The 19,504-nt window shown below is 36.6% G+C and carries 20 protein-coding genes, 1 tRNA gene and 1 pseudogene; 17 read left to right on the top strand and 5 right to left on the bottom strand.

What is annotated here, in order from left to right:
- Window positions 1–71: 71 nt before the first annotated feature.
- Window positions 72–1,289 (bottom strand): D-alanyl-D-alanine-carboxypeptidase/endopeptidase AmpH, encoded by a 1,218-nt coding sequence (gene ampH / locus PMI_RS17280; protein ID WP_012368746.1) that lies wholly within the window; start codon window positions 1,287–1,289, stop codon window positions 72–74.
- A gap of 1,471 nt (window positions 1,290–2,760) precedes the next feature.
- Here ampH and PMI_RS17285 point away from each other — a divergent pair.
- The 7 genes and pseudogenes from PMI_RS17285 to PMI_RS17315 all read left to right on the top strand — a co-directional run bounded on the left by PMI_RS17285 (window position 2,761) and on the right by PMI_RS17315 (window position 9,253).
- Window positions 2,761–2,845: transfer RNA gene (locus PMI_RS17285), tRNA-Leu, on the top strand.
- A 188-nt stretch (window positions 2,846–3,033) separates the two neighbouring features.
- Window positions 3,034–4,299, top strand: coding sequence for a tyrosine-type recombinase/integrase (locus tag PMI_RS17290; protein ID WP_012368747.1), 1,266 nt, complete (start codon window positions 3,034–3,036; stop codon window positions 4,297–4,299).
- A gap of 74 nt (window positions 4,300–4,373) precedes the next feature.
- A pseudogene (locus PMI_RS19345) lies at window positions 4,374–4,559 on the top strand (integrase); the annotation flags it as partial.
- A gap of 355 nt (window positions 4,560–4,914) precedes the next feature.
- Window positions 4,915–5,184: a hypothetical protein gene (locus PMI_RS17295; RefSeq protein WP_012368748.1), complete on the top strand. Its 270-nt coding sequence runs from the start codon at window positions 4,915–4,917 to the stop codon at window positions 5,182–5,184.
- Window positions 5,162–5,950 carry a hypothetical protein gene (locus PMI_RS17300; RefSeq protein WP_012368749.1) on the top strand — a complete coding sequence of 263 codons (789 nt, stop codon included), beginning with the start codon at window positions 5,162–5,164 and terminating at the stop codon, window positions 5,948–5,950. Before PMI_RS17295 ends, PMI_RS17300 begins: the two co-directional genes overlap by 23 nt.
- 956 nt (window positions 5,951–6,906) lie before the next feature.
- On the top strand, window positions 6,907–8,001 hold the full coding sequence (locus tag PMI_RS17310; RefSeq protein ID WP_012368752.1) for a nucleoid-associated protein: 1,095 nt from the start codon (window positions 6,907–6,909) through the stop codon (window positions 7,999–8,001).
- Complete coding sequence (locus PMI_RS17315; protein WP_012368753.1) at window positions 7,994–9,253, top strand: hypothetical protein; 1,260 nt, start codon at window positions 7,994–7,996, stop codon at window positions 9,251–9,253. Before PMI_RS17310 ends, PMI_RS17315 begins: the two co-directional genes overlap by 8 nt.
- Before the next feature lie 75 nt (window positions 9,254–9,328).
- On the opposite strand, the gene PMI_RS17320 is transcribed toward PMI_RS17315, so the two are convergent.
- A complete protein-coding gene (locus PMI_RS17320; RefSeq protein ID WP_012368754.1) occupies window positions 9,329–9,844 on the bottom strand; it encodes a coiled-coil domain-containing protein in 516 nt (171 codons plus the stop codon).
- A 40-nt stretch (window positions 9,845–9,884) separates the two neighbouring features.
- Window positions 9,885–10,361: a hypothetical protein gene (locus tag PMI_RS17325; protein ID WP_012368755.1), complete on the bottom strand. Its 477-nt coding sequence runs from the start codon at window positions 10,359–10,361 to the stop codon at window positions 9,885–9,887.
- A gap of 185 nt (window positions 10,362–10,546) precedes the next feature.
- On the opposite strand from PMI_RS17325, the gene PMI_RS19350 reads away from it, so the two are divergent.
- Window positions 10,547–10,690, top strand: a complete 144-nt coding sequence (locus tag PMI_RS19350; RefSeq protein WP_157867042.1) for a hypothetical protein — start codon at window positions 10,547–10,549, stop codon at window positions 10,688–10,690.
- 778 nt (window positions 10,691–11,468) lie between these two features.
- Here the strand turns inward: PMI_RS19350 and PMI_RS17330 are convergent.
- Entirely contained in the window at window positions 11,469–11,699 is a 231-nt protein-coding gene (locus tag PMI_RS17330) for a helix-turn-helix transcriptional regulator (RefSeq protein WP_012368756.1), read from the bottom strand.
- Window positions 11,700–11,804: 105 nt separating this feature from the next.
- Window positions 11,805–12,392, bottom strand: coding sequence for an inovirus Gp2 family protein (locus PMI_RS17335; RefSeq protein ID WP_012368757.1), 588 nt, complete (start codon window positions 12,390–12,392; stop codon window positions 11,805–11,807).
- A gap of 489 nt (window positions 12,393–12,881) precedes the next feature.
- On the opposite strand from PMI_RS17335, the gene PMI_RS17340 reads away from it, so the two are divergent.
- The 9 genes from PMI_RS17340 (at window position 12,882) to PMI_RS17375 (ending at window position 18,703) form a co-directional block, all read left to right on the top strand.
- Complete coding sequence (locus tag PMI_RS17340; RefSeq protein ID WP_012368758.1) at window positions 12,882–13,649, top strand: hypothetical protein; 768 nt, start codon at window positions 12,882–12,884, stop codon at window positions 13,647–13,649.
- Window positions 13,650–13,701: 52 nt separating this feature from the next.
- Entirely contained in the window at window positions 13,702–14,565 is an 864-nt protein-coding gene (locus PMI_RS17345) for a GTPase family protein (protein ID WP_012368759.1), read from the top strand.
- Between the two features lie 91 nt (window positions 14,566–14,656).
- Window positions 14,657–15,082 carry an antirestriction protein gene (locus tag PMI_RS17350; protein ID WP_012368760.1) on the top strand — a complete coding sequence of 142 codons (426 nt, stop codon included), beginning with the start codon at window positions 14,657–14,659 and terminating at the stop codon, window positions 15,080–15,082.
- A 14-nt stretch (window positions 15,083–15,096) separates the two neighbouring features.
- Complete coding sequence (locus PMI_RS17355; RefSeq protein WP_012368761.1) at window positions 15,097–15,933, top strand: DUF932 domain-containing protein; 837 nt, start codon at window positions 15,097–15,099, stop codon at window positions 15,931–15,933.
- A gap of 211 nt (window positions 15,934–16,144) precedes the next feature.
- Window positions 16,145–16,852, top strand: a complete 708-nt coding sequence (locus PMI_RS17360) for a WYL domain-containing protein (protein WP_012368762.1) — start codon at window positions 16,145–16,147, stop codon at window positions 16,850–16,852.
- Between the two features lie 177 nt (window positions 16,853–17,029).
- A complete protein-coding gene (locus PMI_RS17365) occupies window positions 17,030–17,491 on the top strand; it encodes a hypothetical protein (RefSeq protein WP_012368764.1) in 462 nt (153 codons plus the stop codon).
- Window positions 17,492–17,653: 162 nt separating this feature from the next.
- Complete coding sequence (locus tag PMI_RS19705) at window positions 17,654–17,851, top strand: hypothetical protein (RefSeq protein WP_012368765.1); 198 nt, start codon at window positions 17,654–17,656, stop codon at window positions 17,849–17,851.
- Window positions 17,852–17,895: 44 nt separating this feature from the next.
- Window positions 17,896–18,141, top strand: coding sequence for a hypothetical protein (locus PMI_RS19710; protein WP_012368766.1), 246 nt, complete (start codon window positions 17,896–17,898; stop codon window positions 18,139–18,141).
- A gap of 151 nt (window positions 18,142–18,292) precedes the next feature.
- Window positions 18,293–18,703, top strand: a complete 411-nt coding sequence (locus PMI_RS17375; RefSeq protein WP_223232015.1) for an IrmA family protein — start codon at window positions 18,293–18,295, stop codon at window positions 18,701–18,703.
- Window positions 18,704–19,504 lie beyond the last annotated feature (801 nt).

Below are 19,504 nucleotides of genomic sequence, written 5' to 3' on the forward strand. Positions count from 1 at the left end.
AATGCTTAAAGAAAAAGCGCCTTCAATAATCAAGGCGCTTTTTTTATCGGTCTATAAGTTGATTATTTCGTTTAAAAACTTTGTGCTAAAGCACGCACAAGGGCATTTGTACCTCGAGTCACTTCACTAAACTTGGTGCCATTAGCTTTACGGGTGATGACAACAAAAACACCGATATTTAATTCAGGAATGGTTGCCATATAGGTATTAAAACCACCGCCACCACCGGTTTTTTGGTAAATAGCAGGCACACCATTGGCAGGCGCCATATAAACCCATCCTAAGCCAATGCCATCCGCTCGCCCTGCAACATCCATCCCTTCAATAGAAGATAGTCGTTGGCGCGGAAAATAAATAGACTGCTCTTTACTGGCCGTCGCTTTTCTCATCGTATTATTTGAGTTTAAAAAGCCTTGCATCCAACGTTGCATATCTGCAGGCGTAGAATAAACACCCCCACTTCCGGCGGCGGCGATAGTCTCAGAACAAGGGCTGGGTCTATAACCAATTAATAATCGCTGACATTGTGTGCTATTTGGCGTTAACGTGGTATCACGCATTCCCGCAGGTTGTGTCACATACTGTTTTAATAGTTGAGGATAGTTTTTACCAGAGGCTTTCACTAATGCATCTGCTAATAAATCATAAGCCAGATTAGAATAAGAGGCAGATTGTCCCGCCGGTGTTGTTAAAGAGGCTTTTTTTAGCCAGTTCCAGCGATCGCCATGGGTTGGCCAAATAAAAACCGGTCTACCCCATTTTCCGCCGGGTTGTTCACGAGGAAAACCACTGGTATGGGTAGCTAAATGATAAAGACGAATAGGAGATTGATTGTTCACTAATGGAATATCGACACCATAATAACTATATTTTTGCAGAGGATCAGTAACCAACAACTTGCCATCATCTTGTAATTTTAACATCACTTCACTCGTCATTAATTTAGTAATAGAAGCAATACGTATTAATGAGTTCATTGACGGGGTTTGACGGCTATCGGGGCTTGTAGTACCAAAAGCACGATTAAGAGATTGCGTATTGTTAATCATGACAATCACCATCCCTTGAGGGTTACTTTTTTGATAAATCTGCTGAGCATACTTATCAAAAATCTCCCGGCTATTATTCGCCTTTGGTGATAAGGTGGTTGGCCATTGTGACAATTCAGGCACATTATGTTGATTAAACTTAGCGGGTAACGTTGGCGTTACCGTTGCTCGTTGACTACAGGCATTGAGCGTAAGTAGTGCAATAGGAATGAGGAGATATTTTAGGAGATGTTTTTTCATTTTATGATCAACATAACGAGTAAGGTGAAAGAAAAGAGAACAAAATAAATCAGCCATAACATAAATGGATGATTGTTTTATCGCGTTACTTTTTGTTTTTATTTATCATTTTTAGTACAGCACCTAAAACAAGCCCAATAAAAATACCGGCCATGATCCAGCTAACAATACCCATACCATCCCCTTTATAGCAGATTTAAACCAAATTTTGATTATATTATCAGAAATAAGAATGTCTATCAGAGCAATAGTGGGTTAATGAAAAGTTGATGTAAAATAGGCTGAAGGACTTCTACAAAGAGATTTTTTGTGAAGGACATCATAAAAATCTTATTATTGGTTATTTTTTGTACATAAAAAGGGTGAAAAAAACAGGAAAGTATTACAAAGGTGTTACAATCCCCCCTAAATTTTGCCTATTTTTACTTTATTATTAGCTTTTCTTTATTATTCGGTTAACAGTTGTTTATCAAGTAAATGTTAATTAATGAATTTATATTCTTTAAATTAATTGGTTTCTGGTTTTATATTCTAAATCTATATTTAAATTATCCATTTTCAAGTTTTTTGTAAAGATACTCACTCTACGTGTTATACTTTGTAATACTTTAATTGTTGTGAAACATACAAATAAAACTTAATATAATCTCATCAAATCGACAGCTAAACACTAAATGAGAGTAAAGACGTATTAACAAAATTAACAAGGGAAAATGGTTAAAGAGAAATAAAACATAACAAGATGAAAGGAAAGCGAATAAATAAAAAGAGAGTAAAATATCGCCGTAATAAAATAATAATGAATTAATCATCAGTATAAATAAATCTATTTTAATAGAGGGCTTTTTATTTAAAGATAAGACTTTTATTTAACTAAGTATTATTATCTTAAAAAATAAAAATAGTTTAAATAACAGTAAGTAAATCAATAGATAGGCAAATAAAGCTATTTATTAACTATATAGTAAAGAAATAGTTAGAGGCTATCTATTTTAAATAACAATATATATTAAATATAACACTCTATTTAAAATAAAAATTCTTCCTTACACCAGGGAAGAAAAGGGCAGTGACATTAAAAAAATAACGATAGTCATAAAAATAAAATTAAGCCCTTAAATTGCAGTACCGTCGGATCAAAACACTAACCCAGTTTTGATCCTTTTTTTATATCTCGTTATATATAATTTAATATATCGATTTTATCTACTGCTCAGTTATAACGATGACAACAGAAGATAATCCATTATGCACAAATAAATGAAGTCAGTGTGCTAAGAGACTTAGGGATTGAGACTTGTTAAATTCAATGTTGCTTATCGATAGATGAATGTTACAAGTTTGCCCCATTCATAGAAGAACGATAAGATAAATGCACTTTTTTTCGCCAATCAAACTGAAAACCAACAATAATTGTTGCGAGGGTTCCTCACGCAAGTATAATGAGCCTGTTTTCCAAACACACTTCAGTGCCGGAGTGGCGGAATTGGTAGACGCAGTTGATTCAAAATCAACCGCCTTCGGGTGTGCCGGTTCGAGTCCGGCCTTCGGCACCATAAGAACATCAAGAGACGTCAGCGGGCGTCTTTTTTTGTATCTGAAATCCCAGTTTTACAAGGCTTTTTCCCACTTTTCAGTCTTCCCAAGTATACTAAGGTCAACCCACATCAAGTACCTGCTGTTGGTATATGTGTTGGTATCTCTCGATTCGATAATAGTTTGTACCAACAGAAGGAGATAAATCATGGCTCTTACTGATGCTAAAGTCAGGGCTGCCAAGCCTCTGGATAAATCGTATAAATTGACCGATGGTGATGGTATGCACTTGATGGTACATACCAACGGCTCAAAATATTGGCGTTTACAGTATCGCTTTGGCGGTAAGCAAAAAATGTTAGCGCTGGGTGTTTACCCGGATATTTCACTTGCAGAAGCCAGAGAGAAAAGAGATGCAGCCAGAAAGTTAATAGCGAATGGTTTTGATCCCAGTGAAAAACGGAAAGAAGTGAAAGAAGAGCAACAAAAGGAATTTAATACATTCGAGAAGGTTGCACGTGATTGGCATGCAACTAATCAGCGATGGTCAGAAGGGCATAGCCATCGAGTACTCAAAAGCCTTGAGGACAATATCTTTGTTGCTATTGGTAAACGTAATATTGCTGAACTAAAAACTCGCGATCTACTCGAACCTATTAAAGCCGTAGAGATGTCTGGACGTCTTGAGGTGGCGGCACGTTTACAACAACGTGTAACCGCCATCATGCGCTATGCCGTACAAAGCGGTTTGATCGACTATAACCCAGCGCAAGATATGGCTGGCGCAGTTGCGACAGGCAAACGAGTTCATAGAGCGGCATTAGAGCTTAAACGCCTACCTGAGTTCTTAGAACGCATCGATGATTATAAGGGAAGGCCTTTAACTAAACTTGCAGTCAAACTTACCTTATTAGTCTTTATTCGTTCCAGCGAACTGCGTTTTGCACGTTGGGATGAAATCGATTTTGAAAATGCCATGTGGACGATACCTGCTGAACGAGAAGCGATAGAAGGCGTTAAACACTCTCATCGCGGATCAAAAATGCGCACTACCCATTTAGTTCCTTTAAGCCGACAAGCCATTGAGATCTTAAAACAGATCTATCAATTCAGTGGTAACCACGAACTGATCTTTATCGGCGATCATAATCCTAGAAAGCCAATGAGTGAAAATACGGTAAACAATGCATTACGTGTGATGGGCTATGATACTAAGACGGAAGTGTGTGGTCATGGTTTTAGAACAATGGCGTGTAGTTCGTTGATTGAGTCAGGTTTGTGGTCAAAGGATGCAGTAGAGAGGCAAATGAGCCACCAAGAGCGTAATTCAGTCAGGGCTGCTTATATTCATAAAGCAGAACATATTGAGGAAAGGCGGCTGATGGTGCAATGGTGGGCTGATTATCTGGATGCGAGTAGGGGAGGGGAAATTTCGCCGTTTAGTTTTGCGAAAATAAGTAATGAGATAGTGTGAGGCATGCAGATACAGTTTTACATATATTGCTAAATGCTCATCAAAAGCTGGTCAGTAAAGTAAGAGTAAATTAAGTTATTGAATTGTTGGGGTTGATTGAAGGAAGGCTGACTGGACATGGCTTCCGCCACGCGATGAGCACGATTTCGCATGAGAAGGGATATAACTCTGCATGGATTGAAATCCAACTCGCACATATCGATAAGAATGCGATTCGAGGTACTTACAATCATGCTCAGTATATGGATGGACGTAGGTAAATGATGCAGTAGTACCATTTTTCAATGGTTAATTCCTTGAAATATATTAACAAAGTTTTGACTAAGTAGGGTCTAGTTTACTGATGGGATACATAACCTATAGTTTAGTAGTCAAGAACTCGAACTTAATGTGCTTTACTACAGAACGAAAATTAACGTTGTGATACCGAAAAAATTTGGTAGCTAAGGAAGGAATTGTAGTTCTTTCATTTCTGTGAATATTTAAATCAATTTAATAACAAATCAAATAATTAGCAGCCTACAAATAACATTGATCTAATTCAATTATTTAGAATTATGTATTGGAGCTATTAAATAAGTTGTGCTATAAAGGAAAAAATCAAGGGAGATTAAAATGTCTATCGATATCAAAAAGTTAAAATCAAAATTAATTGAAGATTATAACTTCGCTGACGAGATTAGCGATGATGAACTCAATAGAGTTTTAAGTGAAATACACAAAAAGGATGCCTCAACACAAAAAGAAGTAGACGAAATTGTCTATACGGTATTAGAGGGTAAAAGGCATTATTCTTTCGAAAGTCTGGATACATCCAATACTACATCCCTTGCATTACAGTTAATTCAGGCGGCAAAGGTATATGCTCAAACACAAGGAAGATGAAAGCATTCACATAGAGAGTAAAAAAAAACTTGATATGGAATTGCAGTTTTTAATAGATGAGATGCAAGCTGGAAAGGATAAAAACACTATTCTTCCACTGTTGAATAAACTGCAATTACAGTTTTCAACCTATGTTACTGATTTTGAAAATTTTATCGTTCGAGTTTCAGAAAATGGGTATTATCGTTCAAAATGTGAAATAAAAGATGTTTTAATTAGCGTAGAAAATTTTTTAAATTCAAGTGCAGTTGTTGCAGAAGCAATAAATACAGTTTCAAGCATATTCAATTTACCCCAATGTTATCAAGAAGGAAATTTCATAACAACTGCTCAAATAATATTAAGGACACATCAGAAAGAAAAATCTGAGGAATTATCTAAAATTTATAAGAATAAAGGATTATCAACAAATGGCTTTGATAGTAAAGAAAAAATTTATTTGAACAGACACGGGTTTGATATGACCAGATTTATTTCGTTGATATTAGGATTAATTTGTATACTGTATTTTTTATATGAATACAAGATAGGTAATATAAACAATGGTATAAGTTGGTTTAATTATAGATTGTTTATTCCAGCAGGTTTAGGAGCAATAATATTTTCACTATTTCCGGCAACCATGCAATTAAAATTAAGAGCAGGAGTGACAGCCACAGGGATTGTCGCATTTATTATATTTTTTTATGCTGTCAATCCAGCAAAAGTTCCTGATTTTCAACTTCATAATATTGATAGCAAAGAATCATCAGTAAAAAACAAATGATATCCAAGCGGAATCAGCTTACATTTCAAAAGGCAAAAAATCCAAAGTGAAATTTATAGCATATGCATTCTTGCCATTTACTATCGCACCAATAATTGGCATTCCATTTGATAAATACTTACTCAAAAACTATCCAGTTGCTCTTTTCACAGTAATAATTATTTTCTCGTCCTTATAAATCCACTCTATTTACTTGTATAAAAAATCATATAAATATGTTAATGATGCTGTTTTAGCTATCTTTACTGGTTGGGTTACATTGATATACTTACTCACGGGGGAAAAACAAGGGAGATAATTCCTTCGGAGAAACTAATTGAAACACATCCATTAATGTATTATCTAATAATATTAAAACTAACTATTGTTGTAAATGGGTTTTTGGCTAAAATATTGATTACATTAAACGAATTATATTATGCTCGTAAAGCTGAAAACAAAAGTGGGAAATATACTGACGTTTTAAAAATGACTATTTCCAACATTAAATCTTTTTTTAATCCTAAGAAGGAAAGGGTCAAAAAGTAGAATAATCCCCATAGGAATTATTAATGCATTCATTGAAATAATAGCAGAAAAAACCACTGATAAATAATCATTCTTTGCGACATAAAGCAAAAAACAATAATATTTAAAAATAACACAAAGAGATAAAAAGTATATATTTAACATTCATAATAGTCTCCTTTTTTATAATTTTATAATTTTATAATTTTATAATTTTATAATTTAAAAATATATTAATATAACGAAAACTCAACTTACTCGATAAAAAATAGTTAATAGGATACATTAAACTGATAATTACATTAATAAATGCGAGTGATGAAATTTTTGACTGAGATCATAAATTGTTGAGGCGTAAAGTTGTTGATATTCCCTAATGTGCTAAAATGTTATGCAAGGATACATTTTTAAAAAAATGTCGATAAATAACAATGCATTAGGGGTTAACATTGGCTTCTTTACAGGTTTTGAATGCTATCGCTGTTAGGATTACACCTCCAGAGGACGAACAGAAAGATTGGTCCTATACCTTAGGCGCCCTCTGGCCCACCGATCAGCAGGAGGTCATCACATTTACAACGAAAGTAGATGCAAGATTTCATAAGAGCAGCAAATCTCATGCGAAGTTTCAAAAACCTTATCCAGGAAGTTCTTTCCCTTCAAAGCTGTCAAAATTTTTAGAGAAAGAAACTTCATTCGAAGTCTTCGTACATGATTTTATCCAGAAAAAGTTAATTACATCTGCAAGACAATCCAGAGCAAGTAATGGTGCAATATTGGTTTTTACTCATTACCAACTGCAACATGAAAAGGAAGATGGTTCTGTTCATAAAGATTTCGAGCGACTTCTTGTTTTGATGCTTAAAAACACAGATGCATTAAGATTCAAAGAAAACCTACAACTAAATCCCGTTGATGTAATTGACTTAGATAAATTCTTGCAGGGAGCAAGAGTTGATATAACCAGATTCATGTCTGAGGAAGTAGAAGATGAAGATAAAAATAATTTATGCTTCATCCGTGGAACTGGTGATGTAAGAAAATATTTTACCGAATCAATTGGTGCCGAAGATATTATCTCCAATAAAACCAGTAGTGAGCAATGTATTAAAGCTTTGGAGCAATTCTCTCACCAAAAAGAATTTGGTCGTGCTTTGAGAGAAAAAATCGAATCCAAGATTCAGGAACTATTTAATAATTGTAAGCGTGGACAGTCCATAACCCTTGAAAAGATTCAAACACAAATCGATGCTATTATACCCGTTGATTTAGCAGAGCATAAAAATACATTCGTAGATTTTGTAAACGAAAATGGATTTGAAGTTAATGAAGAATTCGAAGTATCTGCAAGTGATAAAAGACAATATGAATGGTTAGATTTTGAAACCAATATTGCAAAAATGAGTGTAAGAAAACATCAGATTGGTTTGCCTGGTTCTGATAGACCAATTATCTTTGACACCGAAACAAACGAAGTAAAGCTAACTCAGAAGATTAATGATCCAATAATTATTGCTCGGCTGAAAGAGCTTGCAAATGAATAATAGAGAAATGCTTAGTCTCTTGCTAAAAATAAAGCAAGAAGCTAAAAATATCGAATATGATGACCCATATCAGGTATGGGTCTTCGACAATTCCTCTTATGTAGCAATAGAGGACGATATTTCTCGTCTAAAAGAAGTTGATGATCTAAAGTTAGAGGCAATAAAAAAAGAAAATACCATCAAGGTATCACTTTTATTAACATCAGATATCAATTGGTTTTCTACCACCATTGAATATTTTAAAACTCTTAGGGTAAGAATAAAAAACAATAAAGAAGCAATCGATAATTTTTACATTGAAAAATTAAGTTCAGAAGAAATAGAAACTATATCTAATTCTTCAAACGCATATATTCAATGGTGTGAAATACTCTCAAAAATTGCAGACCACGTAGAATACGATGATTCAAATTTTTGGCCAAATTATATTTTTGTTATGGAAGGTGGTAAATCAAAGAAAATCACCACTTACAATTTACCATTAAAAAATATTGATGAGAATTTTCTAAATTCGGTTGATGTAAGCCCGTGTGATGTTTCTACTTTGACAAATGTTGATCTGCACTCCTATGAGCGAAAACTTGTATTAAGATCATCGTTGATTGAGTTATATAACGATTCGAGTGAGAAAAATACGTTCCTTAGCTCAATATTAAATTCGCCCCAGAAATTGTGGGATTTATTTTCTATTAACTATGAAATATACATCAACAAATATTCCATAAATAAAGTAATACACGAGGTTGAAACTCAGAAATTAGATTTCTTATCAAAGCTTAATTCTTTGATTCAAGAACATCAGACCAAATCACTTTCTATACCTGCTGTTCTAGTAAGCACAGCCATAATAAAGGGCTGGTCTCCATCTGGTTTACTGCTTATATTTGTAGCTATGCTACTTACGTGCTCAGTCGTTATATTAGGCATCCGTAATGCCAAAAAATCATTATCAGATATTATTGAATCATCTAATAAGACGATGGTTTTATTCACAAAAGAGAATGCTAATGATGATGACGAAGCATTAACCAACCGTATAAATCAGATCACAACAGAAGCTTTAATAAAGCTCAGTAATAAAAAAGTTGATGCCGAAAAAACCTTGAACAAGCTCCAATGGTTGATTTTCATTGGTGTTTCAGTCTGGTCTATGTTTGTCTTATATCAATTCAAAGATAACATAATCCCAGTTATTGAATTAGCCTATGAGCATATTAAGAGTTTCGTTAATTATTTATTAAGCAAGAGCTAATAAATAGAAGCGAAGCTTCTATTTATTGCCTTGTTTTTTCTGCCATATGGTTGAAAAAATCAACATCTAAATTTATTAATACTTTTTCTGTTTTTTAATAATGCTCTGTAAACTTTCATTTTGTTCTATCTGAATACGTTTAAGCTCATCTATTTGGGACTGTTTTTCATCAATTTTAGCTAATAACTTACTGTTCAATATATTCAGTGTATTTTTTGTTTCAGTAACTTCGTCATGAACTTCATTTATTCTATTATCGTACTCTATCGAATTTATTCTATTACTTTCAAAACTTAGATATAAAGAATAACCTTGCATTAGCATTGATATAAATACTAATATTATCCCAATCCAGGTGGGCCTTTTGGATGCAGAAATAGCTGTTGATATTCTTTTATGAAGTCCTTGAATGACGTAAATATCTCCCCCGTCAGCTATACTTTCAATACTGGTAGATATCGCGTCAATTGAAAACATGAATTCCCACAATACTTTTCCCAGAGAAAAAGCGAGTACAATTGTGCCAACAAAGGCTAAAACCGCACCGACAATAGACACATACTCAGAGTTAATCATAAGAAAATCGAACATGCTTTTTCCTTGTCACACTATAAAAACAAAAAATTTAAATTTATAGCAAAACTACTGCCGGTAATTTTTTAGATGTCCCATCACAAAGGACTCCTCTATTTTTACCTGTTCCTTTAATTATCATTCCACTACAAGAGAGGAATGGCTTCCATTTTTTACCAAATGTAGGTTCTTTTGGTTGCACATATCTTACACCACATTTTTCACACTTTAAAATATCATCATCATCAGAGTTTTCTTTTAGTATTCTGAGTACTTTTTTAATATTTTCTTCCAATGAAGCTACGTTTTCAAATTTAAACTTTGTACCAATACTATCAAATAAAGACGCACTTATTGCCTCATAATTTAATTTATCCACATTCTCCTCAAATACATTCCTAATAAAAGGACAAAATACAGATACTTGCCATTCATTACCTAAATCAAACGTATATGAGTCACCTATATTACTTTGATTTTTGATCTTAAAACCATTCGCAAATAAAATACCGCTAACTTTTTCTTTGGAAAACATATGTATCTCCTTAACGTTAACTATTTATGGGTAAATTTTACTACAAGCTCATTAAACATGCCATAAAGTGGTTATGACTCAATGATAATTTTGTTCATACACTCAACAAAAATACCACACCAAATATTGATATTTACAAAAAAGACAATTATTAATCATAGCAATACATATAAAAAGGAGTTTATATGGAAAAACAACCAGTTATAATTCATGCTGATAAACGCAGAAAAAAAGAAATTCAGCATTGTAAAAAACACACTAATTCTGTTTTGGATTTAAATCTCTTCTATTCACCTGAGACTAAAAAAACATTTAGTAAAACCATATAACAAGCCAATATTACTAAAAAATGTAAAACATAATGCTAAATATCATTAGAAAGTCAGCTTATTTTTTTTTGCATTTTCAGAATGACGAATGATATATAGCTAATAAAATTTTATTTTTCAAATTTATTTTCAATAAATAAAAAGATAGCTTATATTGATTATCAGCTATTCAAATAAGATGAATTATTTTTTGAAAATGTTATTCAATACGAGATTTTCTTGTGCAGTAGTAGAAAGCTGGATTGAATCATTTAAAAAGTTAACAAACAAATCATGGAATACTTGTCTTTCGCTTAAATTTGTCCAATCCCAGGATAACGCTTCTTCTATTGAGATCCAGACAATGAGTACTCTATCTTCTTTTAAATAAATTTAAAATCGCTCGTCTGGTGTTCTAAGTGCATGTGATAATATTTTATTTCTGTTATCTGAATTGGAGTCGCTATCAATAAGCCAAAAAGGTTGAAGTAATGTGAAGTCAATCAGCTAGTTGAAAGCAAGACCACAGACTTGTGCCGCTTGCATCGTGCTTACTACTTTATAGTCGCTGAACATAACGAATTGTGACATCAGCAATTTGTTCCTCACAGCAATAATCAGTCAGCAGCCTGATTACCGAATAGAGCTTGTTCAAGGGTAAATATTCGGCATTTTTTTCTAGGCCATATAACAGTATGTTACCTTAGCGTTTTCTGGCGCACCCTCTGGGTAATCTGCAACCAGCTTTAAGTGTTCAACATCATACTGTGGAAAATGAACTACTATTCGCGATAGTATCTTAGGATTCAAGGGTTGAGTTAGCCCCTCTCGATTCATCAATATGTGCCTGTAGCCAATTTTCAACCTCGCTCTTTAACCAGCGAGAGCTACGCCCTAGTTTTATTGGTTTAGGAAACTCTCCATCTTGGATCAATTTATAAAACCATTTATCTGTTAGTCCGGTTAAACGGGTTATAAATTTCATATCAACGCATTGGTCATCTAATAAGGGAATCGCTTGAGTGCTCATTATTGAACTCCTGTCTTTAAAGTTAAAAGGCAGAAGGGATATCGATAAATGTTTAGGGATATCTTTCTTCCAAAAGATATCCCCCTCATGTTTTTTATTGGTAGATTAACGGCTGCATCCGAAAGAACGCTCACCATCACCATAATATTTTGTATGTTCTTTGGCTAAGTAACGACAGCGTTGGTTTAATTCGAATATCGTACTTTCATTGTTGGCATTATTGTTATCTAGCCAAGTAACAGCGTTATCTGGGATATGAACTAAATAACGCTCCGTAGAGTAGTTAACACCAATTGCACTACACCATGCCTGCTGTATTAATGCATAGAGTGTTCCTTCGGTTTTTGTGTAATCACCTAAGCCCCAATAGACGTCCTTATTGACTAATAGCAATAAGTGATAATGTTTCCGACTACTGATCTCACCAAACTCTCTCACCCAAACATAAGATAAGGGGCATGAATAATTACGAGCCCATACTTTATTTTTGCGTCTTAGGTCTGCGCCTATTTTGGCTTTTAGGGATTCAATGAAACGAGTTATGACTGTTGAATCCTCATGGTAACAAGTTGTTGATGACGGGAAGCGTAAATCTACGCGAATAGCTGTGACACGATTATTGGTGAGGAGTGATTTACGGACTGTTCGGTCTATCTGACGAAGATAGTCCTCATTGTAGGTATAACTAGACATGATTTATTCCTTAAGGTTTTTTAAGTCATATCTAGTTCGATGGATGTAAAAAATAGATAAGTTAGTCAAGATTGCTTGAGTGATCTTTAGGTCTATAAAATGCCATTCTTACTCTATTAAATATATAACTATACCAGCACCGTTTTTACACACAGAAGCCCTGCTTGTCAGAGGCTCAGTGACTCATCTCATTAAAAAGTACTCTGATATTAATTTTCTAACGCGAAATGGATAACAGCGTCACTTTCACAATATTAGAATTATTTTTTTAGTATGCTTATCAATAAAAACAGCACTATTGTATTAGTATAAGCCTAATAATCTATGTATAACCCTTTAAAATTAAGGAATGAAAGAACATGAATATCACGATTAAATCATGAATAAAAATGTGTTTTAATTAGCTATTTATTGGTGGTTTTAATGGTTTTTTATTACCGTATAATAAAATAATCATCATATTTTAATTGATAAAAAAATGAGGTTTTCATGACGATGAATTATTCATATATAGAGAACGAAATTTATGGTTATATGAGAAAGAATAAAGTTTTTTGTTACCTCATATGGCGTGTGTTGAGCAACAGCAAAGACGCTAATTTTTATATGTTTAAAATACGAAACTACTTAACAGATCTCACAGTTAAGGACGACTTTAGTAGTGTTATAAAAACAGTAACGAACGGTTTTTTTGATAAGAAATTTATTTTTGCACCGAAGAGTCATGAAGGGCGATATGTAGAATCTATTGAATATATTAACTTTGTTGTAGCTAGGCTTAATGCTTTTCAATACTCAGATTATGTTACTGATATATATAGTATGCTTGACTACTTAAGAAATGACGTAATTAAGAAAACCTGCCATTACAAGTACTTTGATTGGTTAAAACCATCCGATATAAAAATGTGCAAGTGGGTCTATAACTATCTGGTCAAAAGTAAAGCATTGACTAAAACCGAATATCAGGATAGTGAAGAGCTTTATCTTTACATTGTGACTGGTTTTTATTTATGGCAATCACCCCAAGATGAAAAAGATAAGCGCTATAAAAAATTACTCCTAGCTCGAAATGAGCGAAAACACAGAACAACTACTCAATCAAAAGGTTCGGTAAGGCCAAAAAAAACACCGAAAGATATTCAACTTTCAGCAGAGGCAAGAACTAAATTGACAGAGTTAGCCCTTAACTATGGTGTACCCGCGTCGGAGTGGTTAAATAGCTTCATTATTGATGAATATGAAAAAATGAAATAAATTTCAAATATATATCATCTATGCGAACTTAACATATATTAAGGTTGCAACGATGAATAAACTCGAAAATCATTTTCTTTTCCTCCCTAAAGGGGCTAAGGATGTGTTTTTATCCCATTTGAATAAACTCATCAACTACTCCCCCACCATCGGCCTGATGGGTAAAACCGGAGCAGGAAAATCCAGCCTTATCAACGCTCTATTCCAATCAACCCTATCACCTGTGAGTGATGTATCCGGCTGCACACGCCAAGCTCAACGCTTCAGTATGGTGATGAACAACCATACACTCACCTTTGTTGATTTACCCGGTGTGGGAGAAAGCCTTGAGCGAGATAGAGAATACCACCAGCTCTACCGTAACTTATTGCCAGAACTGGATTTAATCATCTGGGTACTCAAAGCCGATGATAGGGCATGGTCTTCTGATGAACAATGTTATCGCTTTCTCACTAAGCAATGTGGTTATCAATCTGAACGATTTCTGTTTGTATTGAACCAAGCTGACAAAATAGAGCCCTGTCGCCAGTGGGATGAACTGTACCACCAACCATCCCGTGAACAAGTTGCTAACTTAGAATTAAAGCAACAAGCTGTGATAACAGCATTTAAACCGCATCATCCAGTGATGACGGTTTCTGCGGCAGAAGGTTTTCAGCTCACTGAATTAGCAGAGCAATTAATACAGGCGTTACCGGCGAAAGCCAGTAGCGGTGTGGCTAGGCAACTGAATAACACTTATCGGACACAATCCGTGGAAGACTCCGCATGTAACAATTTTGGGCAATGTGTTAGTGATATCGTCGATACCATAATCAATATCATTCCATTACCCCCATTGATAAAACATACGATCAGCACTGTCAAAAACAGCATCGTTTCCGTCGCTAAATCCCTGTGGAGCCTATTCTTTTAACCTCCTACGTTAATTAATTATTCATCACTCTCAGCGCCAGTCCTTAACGGGATTGGCGCTTTTTTATTTCTTTTTATTGGAGTCTCAACTTATGAATAACACAACTGAATCCGCCATTGCAATGACACTCGTCCTTGATGAGCAACGCCTTGATTTTTGGTTCAACCATTTTGGTGCAGTAAAAGATTGGGCCACCTTTGAAGTGGTCATCTTCACCACGATGGGTCAATTCTGCGATGAGTATCATGGCGGTTACTGGGAGTACGGCTCACTCAATAATGGCGGTGCCTTTATCTACCCCGATATCAACGCAGACACCTTAACCCTATTCAACATGCACAACGGCAATGAAGCCACCGTGAGCCAAGAAGCGGCAGGGATTGCCGTATGCCTTATCCTGTACAGCATCTGGTCATTCCAAACAAAAAGCGAAGTGATGTGCGACCGCTTTTATCAACTGCGTGACTATGCCCTACAACATTCTGAATCCGCTGCCATTTTCCATTTAATTGATTAATCAGGAGTTTTATCATGAGTTTATTAGCGTCTCGTTTTGGCTCTGCTAACAGTATTCGCCGTGAGCGTCCACTCACTATCGAAGAGTTATTCCGTACTGTACCGAGCGTTTTCTCCGAAGATAAGCATGGGTCACGCAGTGAACGCTATACTTACATTCCCACCATCACCTTGTTAGACAGCCTACAAAAAGAAGGCTTTTATCCGTTCTTTGCCTGCCAGACCCGAGTGCGTGATGTCAGCCGTCGAGAGCACACCAAGCATATGTTGAGGCTGCGGCGACATGACCAAATTACGGGCGTACAAGTGCCTGAAATTATTTTGCTTAATAGCCATGACGGTTCGAGTAGCTACCAGATGTTGCCGGGACTCTTTAGAGCTGTATGCTCCAACGGTTTGGTGTGCGGTGATGTATTAGGTGAAGTGCGTGTCCCCCATAAAGGGGATGTGGTGGGGAAAGTGATTGAAGGGGCATATGAGGTACTCGATACGTTTGAGCAAGTGGCTGAAAAACGCGAAAGTATGCAGTCGTTATTGTTACCTCCACCCGCCCAGCAAGCCTTTGCTGAAGCGGCTTTGACCTACCGCTTTGGTGAAGAGTTCCAGCCCGTCACGCGAGAGCAAGTTCTACAGCCTCGACGCTTTGAAGATAAAAAAGAAGACCTTTGGACGGTGTACCAACGTCTACAAGAAAACCTGATTAAAGGAGGATTATCAGGCCGCACTGCAAAAGGTAAACGCGCTCGTACTCGTTCGGTGAATGGGATTGATGGAGATATCAAACTCAATAAAGCCCTGTGGGTGATGGCGGATACCTTATTTAACCAACTCGCTCCTCGCCAACCCAACTAATTTTCCCACCCTGACAGGTTGTGTCGTTACGCCTTACTTTCTTATCGTTCAAATAAAAAGCATAACTTTATTTATCAATGAATTACTTATAGTGATTTTTCACTAAAATGCCCAATGATAATTTTTCCCAACAGACATAACCTGTCAATCCCCTAAGTTAAACTCCCTCACTTCTTAATTTCCTAACGTCTGTTATTGAGAGTAATACGTTATGTTTCAGATTAACCGAAAATATGACCGCATGGCTGTGCGACTCTCTGCGCTGATTGCCCGCTTAATGGCAGGAGAAAGCCTTGTGCTCTCATGTTTAGCCCAAGAGTTCAATGTTTCTGAACGCACGTTACAACGGGATTTACGTGAACGCTTGGCTTATCTGGGTGTAGAAGGTTGGCAAGGTTGTTATCGCTTGCCCATCAATACGCTAAAAGCTTACCGAGACAAAGATATTCTAACTTTTGTGAAACAGATTGGGATGACTCGATTGTTTCCGGGGCTAGACAGCCGCTTACTGGGATTACTGTTAACCCAACAGCCCCATGCACCTTGTTTGATTTGGCATCATGCCCATAAGATTTCGGCTTTGCATGCCGACCATTTCTATCAATTGGTGTATGCCATTACCAGTAAGCAATCTATTAGCTTACTCACGCCTGAGCGTCGTTTTAATCCACTACAACCTTATCAACTGATTTACCGCGAAGGCCAATGGTATTTATTGGCTGAATATCATCAGCAAGTGCATGTCTTGTTGTTGGAGGATATCCAACAGGTTCAGCCGCTCAATATCCCTTTCACACCGAAACATACAGTGATGCAGCTGTCACAACAAAACAGTTTTATCGCGGCATTACCGCATTTTAGATTGATATCACAAGTACTTACCGCTCTTCCATCACTCAAAGAAAGGAGCCGACCATGACGCTATTAACCCCACCAGCATCGCATCCCACACATTGCCCTCACTGTTCTTCTGAACAAGACATCATTGCATGGGGCACGGGCTGGATGTGCCGCGATTGCGGTCATGAATGGGCCATGCCCATTCAAAATCACCCTCATACCGTGAATTTATCATCACATAAGGAAGCTTAAAAATATGAATACCGTTTCACACTTACAGTTGGGTTTAGAACGGATCGCTATCGTTATCAGTATTTTGTTATGCCTTTGGATCACGGGCGTATTGCTAACACATTTCCAGCTTATCGCCCTTACCATGAACCCGTATGGGATCACATTGATGTACTTCGTTTTATATCTCTTGGCGTTGGTTATCCCACAACTCTTGGCGCAATTAGGCTTGTGGGTTTTGAGCGCCTTTAAGGGGATTGATTATAAAATCCATTTCAACCCCAAATTAGTTGCCATTATATCTACCATCATTATCGGATTAGCCCTCTCTAGCCTACTGATCATCATGTCATCCGGTTGGCTATACGGTTTTACTGAAGGTATCGCCACCACGATATTGCTAGTTGATTTGCTTATTGCCAGTGGTATTGCTTTTTATCTTCATCGGCGAATTCGTCACTGGGTTTCAGTGCGATTAAACCGCTAGCCATAACATTAAACATGATCAGCAATTTTTGTTGTGGATACCTTATTCACCATTCACAAGATAGCCACCGAATACGCCATATCAGGGAAAACCAAGCACCCATTAGACGGTGTTCATAAAGCGTCAATCTGACGTTTCTATTTATGTTGATAGGAATTTATAATGAAAAGATATGTAGTTGTAACTGTATTGGCCTCACTGTGGTTGATGACATCACCAGCCTCTGCCACCAGCCAGCCCCCTAAAAATACCATTTGGGAATATAGAGGCGATGGCGGTAAAACCTTATGGCAAGTGTGTGGAAGCCAGAATAGTACTTGTAGGATGTGGGCTCAACCAAACATTATGTTGCTGTACTGAATCATAAATCTGCGTCAGGTTGTGCATTTGGTGATTTTTATATCGTGGCAAGAACTGATGGAAACTGGCAACAACGCGATACAGGCACTTGTAGCCCTAACGCTTATGTCCAAAAAGGAACCATTAATAATGGTCAGTACTCCTCGGTCGATATTGGTGTTGGTGGGACGATTGTAGCCCGTTACCCCATTGGGTATTGGAGTATGCAAAAAGAGTTCTCAGGCAAGAATCGACCGCGCTGGAAAGAAAAAGACCGTACTAAAGGTGGACTGCAAACCAATCAACAATAAATAACATTCTCGCTGCCGTCACTTGCGGTAGCGAGGACGATAAAAGATAACAAAAGGTAATGTAATGAATAAGATAAAAAGTGTATTTGCGATAGGATTATTGGCATTCAGTGCATTTAGTTTGGCTTAAGAACAACAGCGTTATGCAAGCATCACACATACGAGCTCAAATTTTATTAACCAATGCTACTGTGGTTATTCATTTACCCTCGATAATGGCGGCAACCATATGGTTCTAGACCACGCGGAGTTTGGTGCACTTGAACTCACGCTGCGAATGAAAGATGGGCAAGGAAAAGTATTAGGGGATACGGTACTGGAAGTAGAACCTTTTGGCGATTCTAGCGCAACGCGTGCCATGTTTACTGGATTGGAAATTCCGTGTGAGGATGTTGCTGAGTTTGAAGTGGTTAAAGCGGTGGAAGATCAAAACGGCCGTAAGGTTGAGTTACCGTTATCGATCTTTGAGGCTAATAATCCAGAGTTGGCGAAGATGTCGGTAGCTGGGGAAAATAATTTTAGTTGTAGTCATTTAAACCCTGAGATTTATACTTCGAAGTGATTCAGAGCGCACTTACTTGTTACGGATATTGTGCCAAAATCATGTGGTTTGATGATTGCTGCTTTGCTTTCAAGTAGGTGCTCCACGTTCACTAACGAATACTCAGAGCATGCAGACAAACTGCTGGCTATATTTCTTTCGAAGAATGTGGAATGCATACCAATCCCCCGATATAAAGGAGCTGGTAATGACTGCTATAGATCAGTTTGCTGCTTTGTTAGCAACTGTATTTGCGTCCCAAATCAAACAGGTAGGCGACTAATTAGATCTTGCGACGAGCGTATTGAATCCTTATTCGTTACGCTTTCGGATGCAGAACCATTCAAATCATTTCTAGGAATGAGGTCGTGTATGGGGCTGCGAATGCTTACCGCATTAGGTGGTAACCATCGTTGCTTCAACAGCGCCGAAGAAATTCAATACTACGTTGGTAGCGCACTCGCCAGTAATCAAGTAAATCGATAAAAATTCTTTTGATACAATAGTTTACATTGTGCGAGTCTCGTTCGATAGACGTTCGTGGAATGAACAGCGATGATGGTTAATACATCATACTGAGCTAGACTTTACTGTTAGGGGGCAGATAGAAAAAGGAAAATCACATCAATTAACTATCCGAGATTTGGCGTTTAAATAGATAAGGATCATTTATCGATGCTGGAAGGCCAAAACCTAGTACGACGGAAAAAATATTTGCTGGTACTGGAAGCACGCAAGTTGCCCTTACTGAAGTCATAAAAGAAAACAATTAAGATATCGAAAGTTATTGTACGTTAAGATGATCATGTGGACGTGTTGAAG

The sequence above is a fragment of the Proteus mirabilis HI4320 genome, from assembly GCF_000069965.1.
Classification (GTDB): domain Bacteria; phylum Pseudomonadota; class Gammaproteobacteria; order Enterobacterales; family Enterobacteriaceae; genus Proteus; species Proteus mirabilis.

Coding starts and splice junctions, on each gene's coding strand:
- ampH (WP_012368746.1), bottom strand. CDS start 1,289: ATGAAAAAACATCTCCTAAAATATCTCCTCATTCCTATTGCACTACTT.
- PMI_RS17290 (WP_012368747.1), top strand. CDS start 3,034: ATGGCTCTTACTGATGCTAAAGTCAGGGCTGCCAAGCCTCTGGATAAA.
- PMI_RS17295 (WP_012368748.1), top strand. CDS start 4,915: ATGTCTATCGATATCAAAAAGTTAAAATCAAAATTAATTGAAGATTAT.
- PMI_RS17300 (WP_012368749.1), top strand. CDS start 5,162: ATGCTCAAACACAAGGAAGATGAAAGCATTCACATAGAGAGTAAAAAA.
- PMI_RS17315 (WP_012368753.1), top strand. CDS start 7,994: ATGAATAATAGAGAAATGCTTAGTCTCTTGCTAAAAATAAAGCAAGAA.
- PMI_RS17320 (WP_012368754.1), bottom strand. CDS start 9,844: ATGTTCGATTTTCTTATGATTAACTCTGAGTATGTGTCTATTGTCGGT.
- PMI_RS17325 (WP_012368755.1), bottom strand. CDS start 10,361: ATGTTTTCCAAAGAAAAAGTTAGCGGTATTTTATTTGCGAATGGTTTT.
- PMI_RS19350 (WP_157867042.1), top strand. CDS start 10,547: ATGGAAAAACAACCAGTTATAATTCATGCTGATAAACGCAGAAAAAAA.
- PMI_RS17330 (WP_012368756.1), bottom strand. CDS start 11,699: ATGAGCACTCAAGCGATTCCCTTATTAGATGACCAATGCGTTGATATG.
- PMI_RS17335 (WP_012368757.1), bottom strand. CDS start 12,392: ATGTCTAGTTATACCTACAATGAGGACTATCTTCGTCAGATAGACCGA.
- PMI_RS17340 (WP_012368758.1), top strand. CDS start 12,882: ATGACGATGAATTATTCATATATAGAGAACGAAATTTATGGTTATATG.
- PMI_RS17345 (WP_012368759.1), top strand. CDS start 13,702: ATGAATAAACTCGAAAATCATTTTCTTTTCCTCCCTAAAGGGGCTAAG.
- PMI_RS17350 (WP_012368760.1), top strand. CDS start 14,657: ATGAATAACACAACTGAATCCGCCATTGCAATGACACTCGTCCTTGAT.
- PMI_RS17355 (WP_012368761.1), top strand. CDS start 15,097: ATGAGTTTATTAGCGTCTCGTTTTGGCTCTGCTAACAGTATTCGCCGT.
- PMI_RS17360 (WP_012368762.1), top strand. CDS start 16,145: ATGTTTCAGATTAACCGAAAATATGACCGCATGGCTGTGCGACTCTCT.
- PMI_RS17365 (WP_012368764.1), top strand. CDS start 17,030: ATGAATACCGTTTCACACTTACAGTTGGGTTTAGAACGGATCGCTATC.
- PMI_RS19705 (WP_012368765.1), top strand. CDS start 17,654: ATGAAAAGATATGTAGTTGTAACTGTATTGGCCTCACTGTGGTTGATG.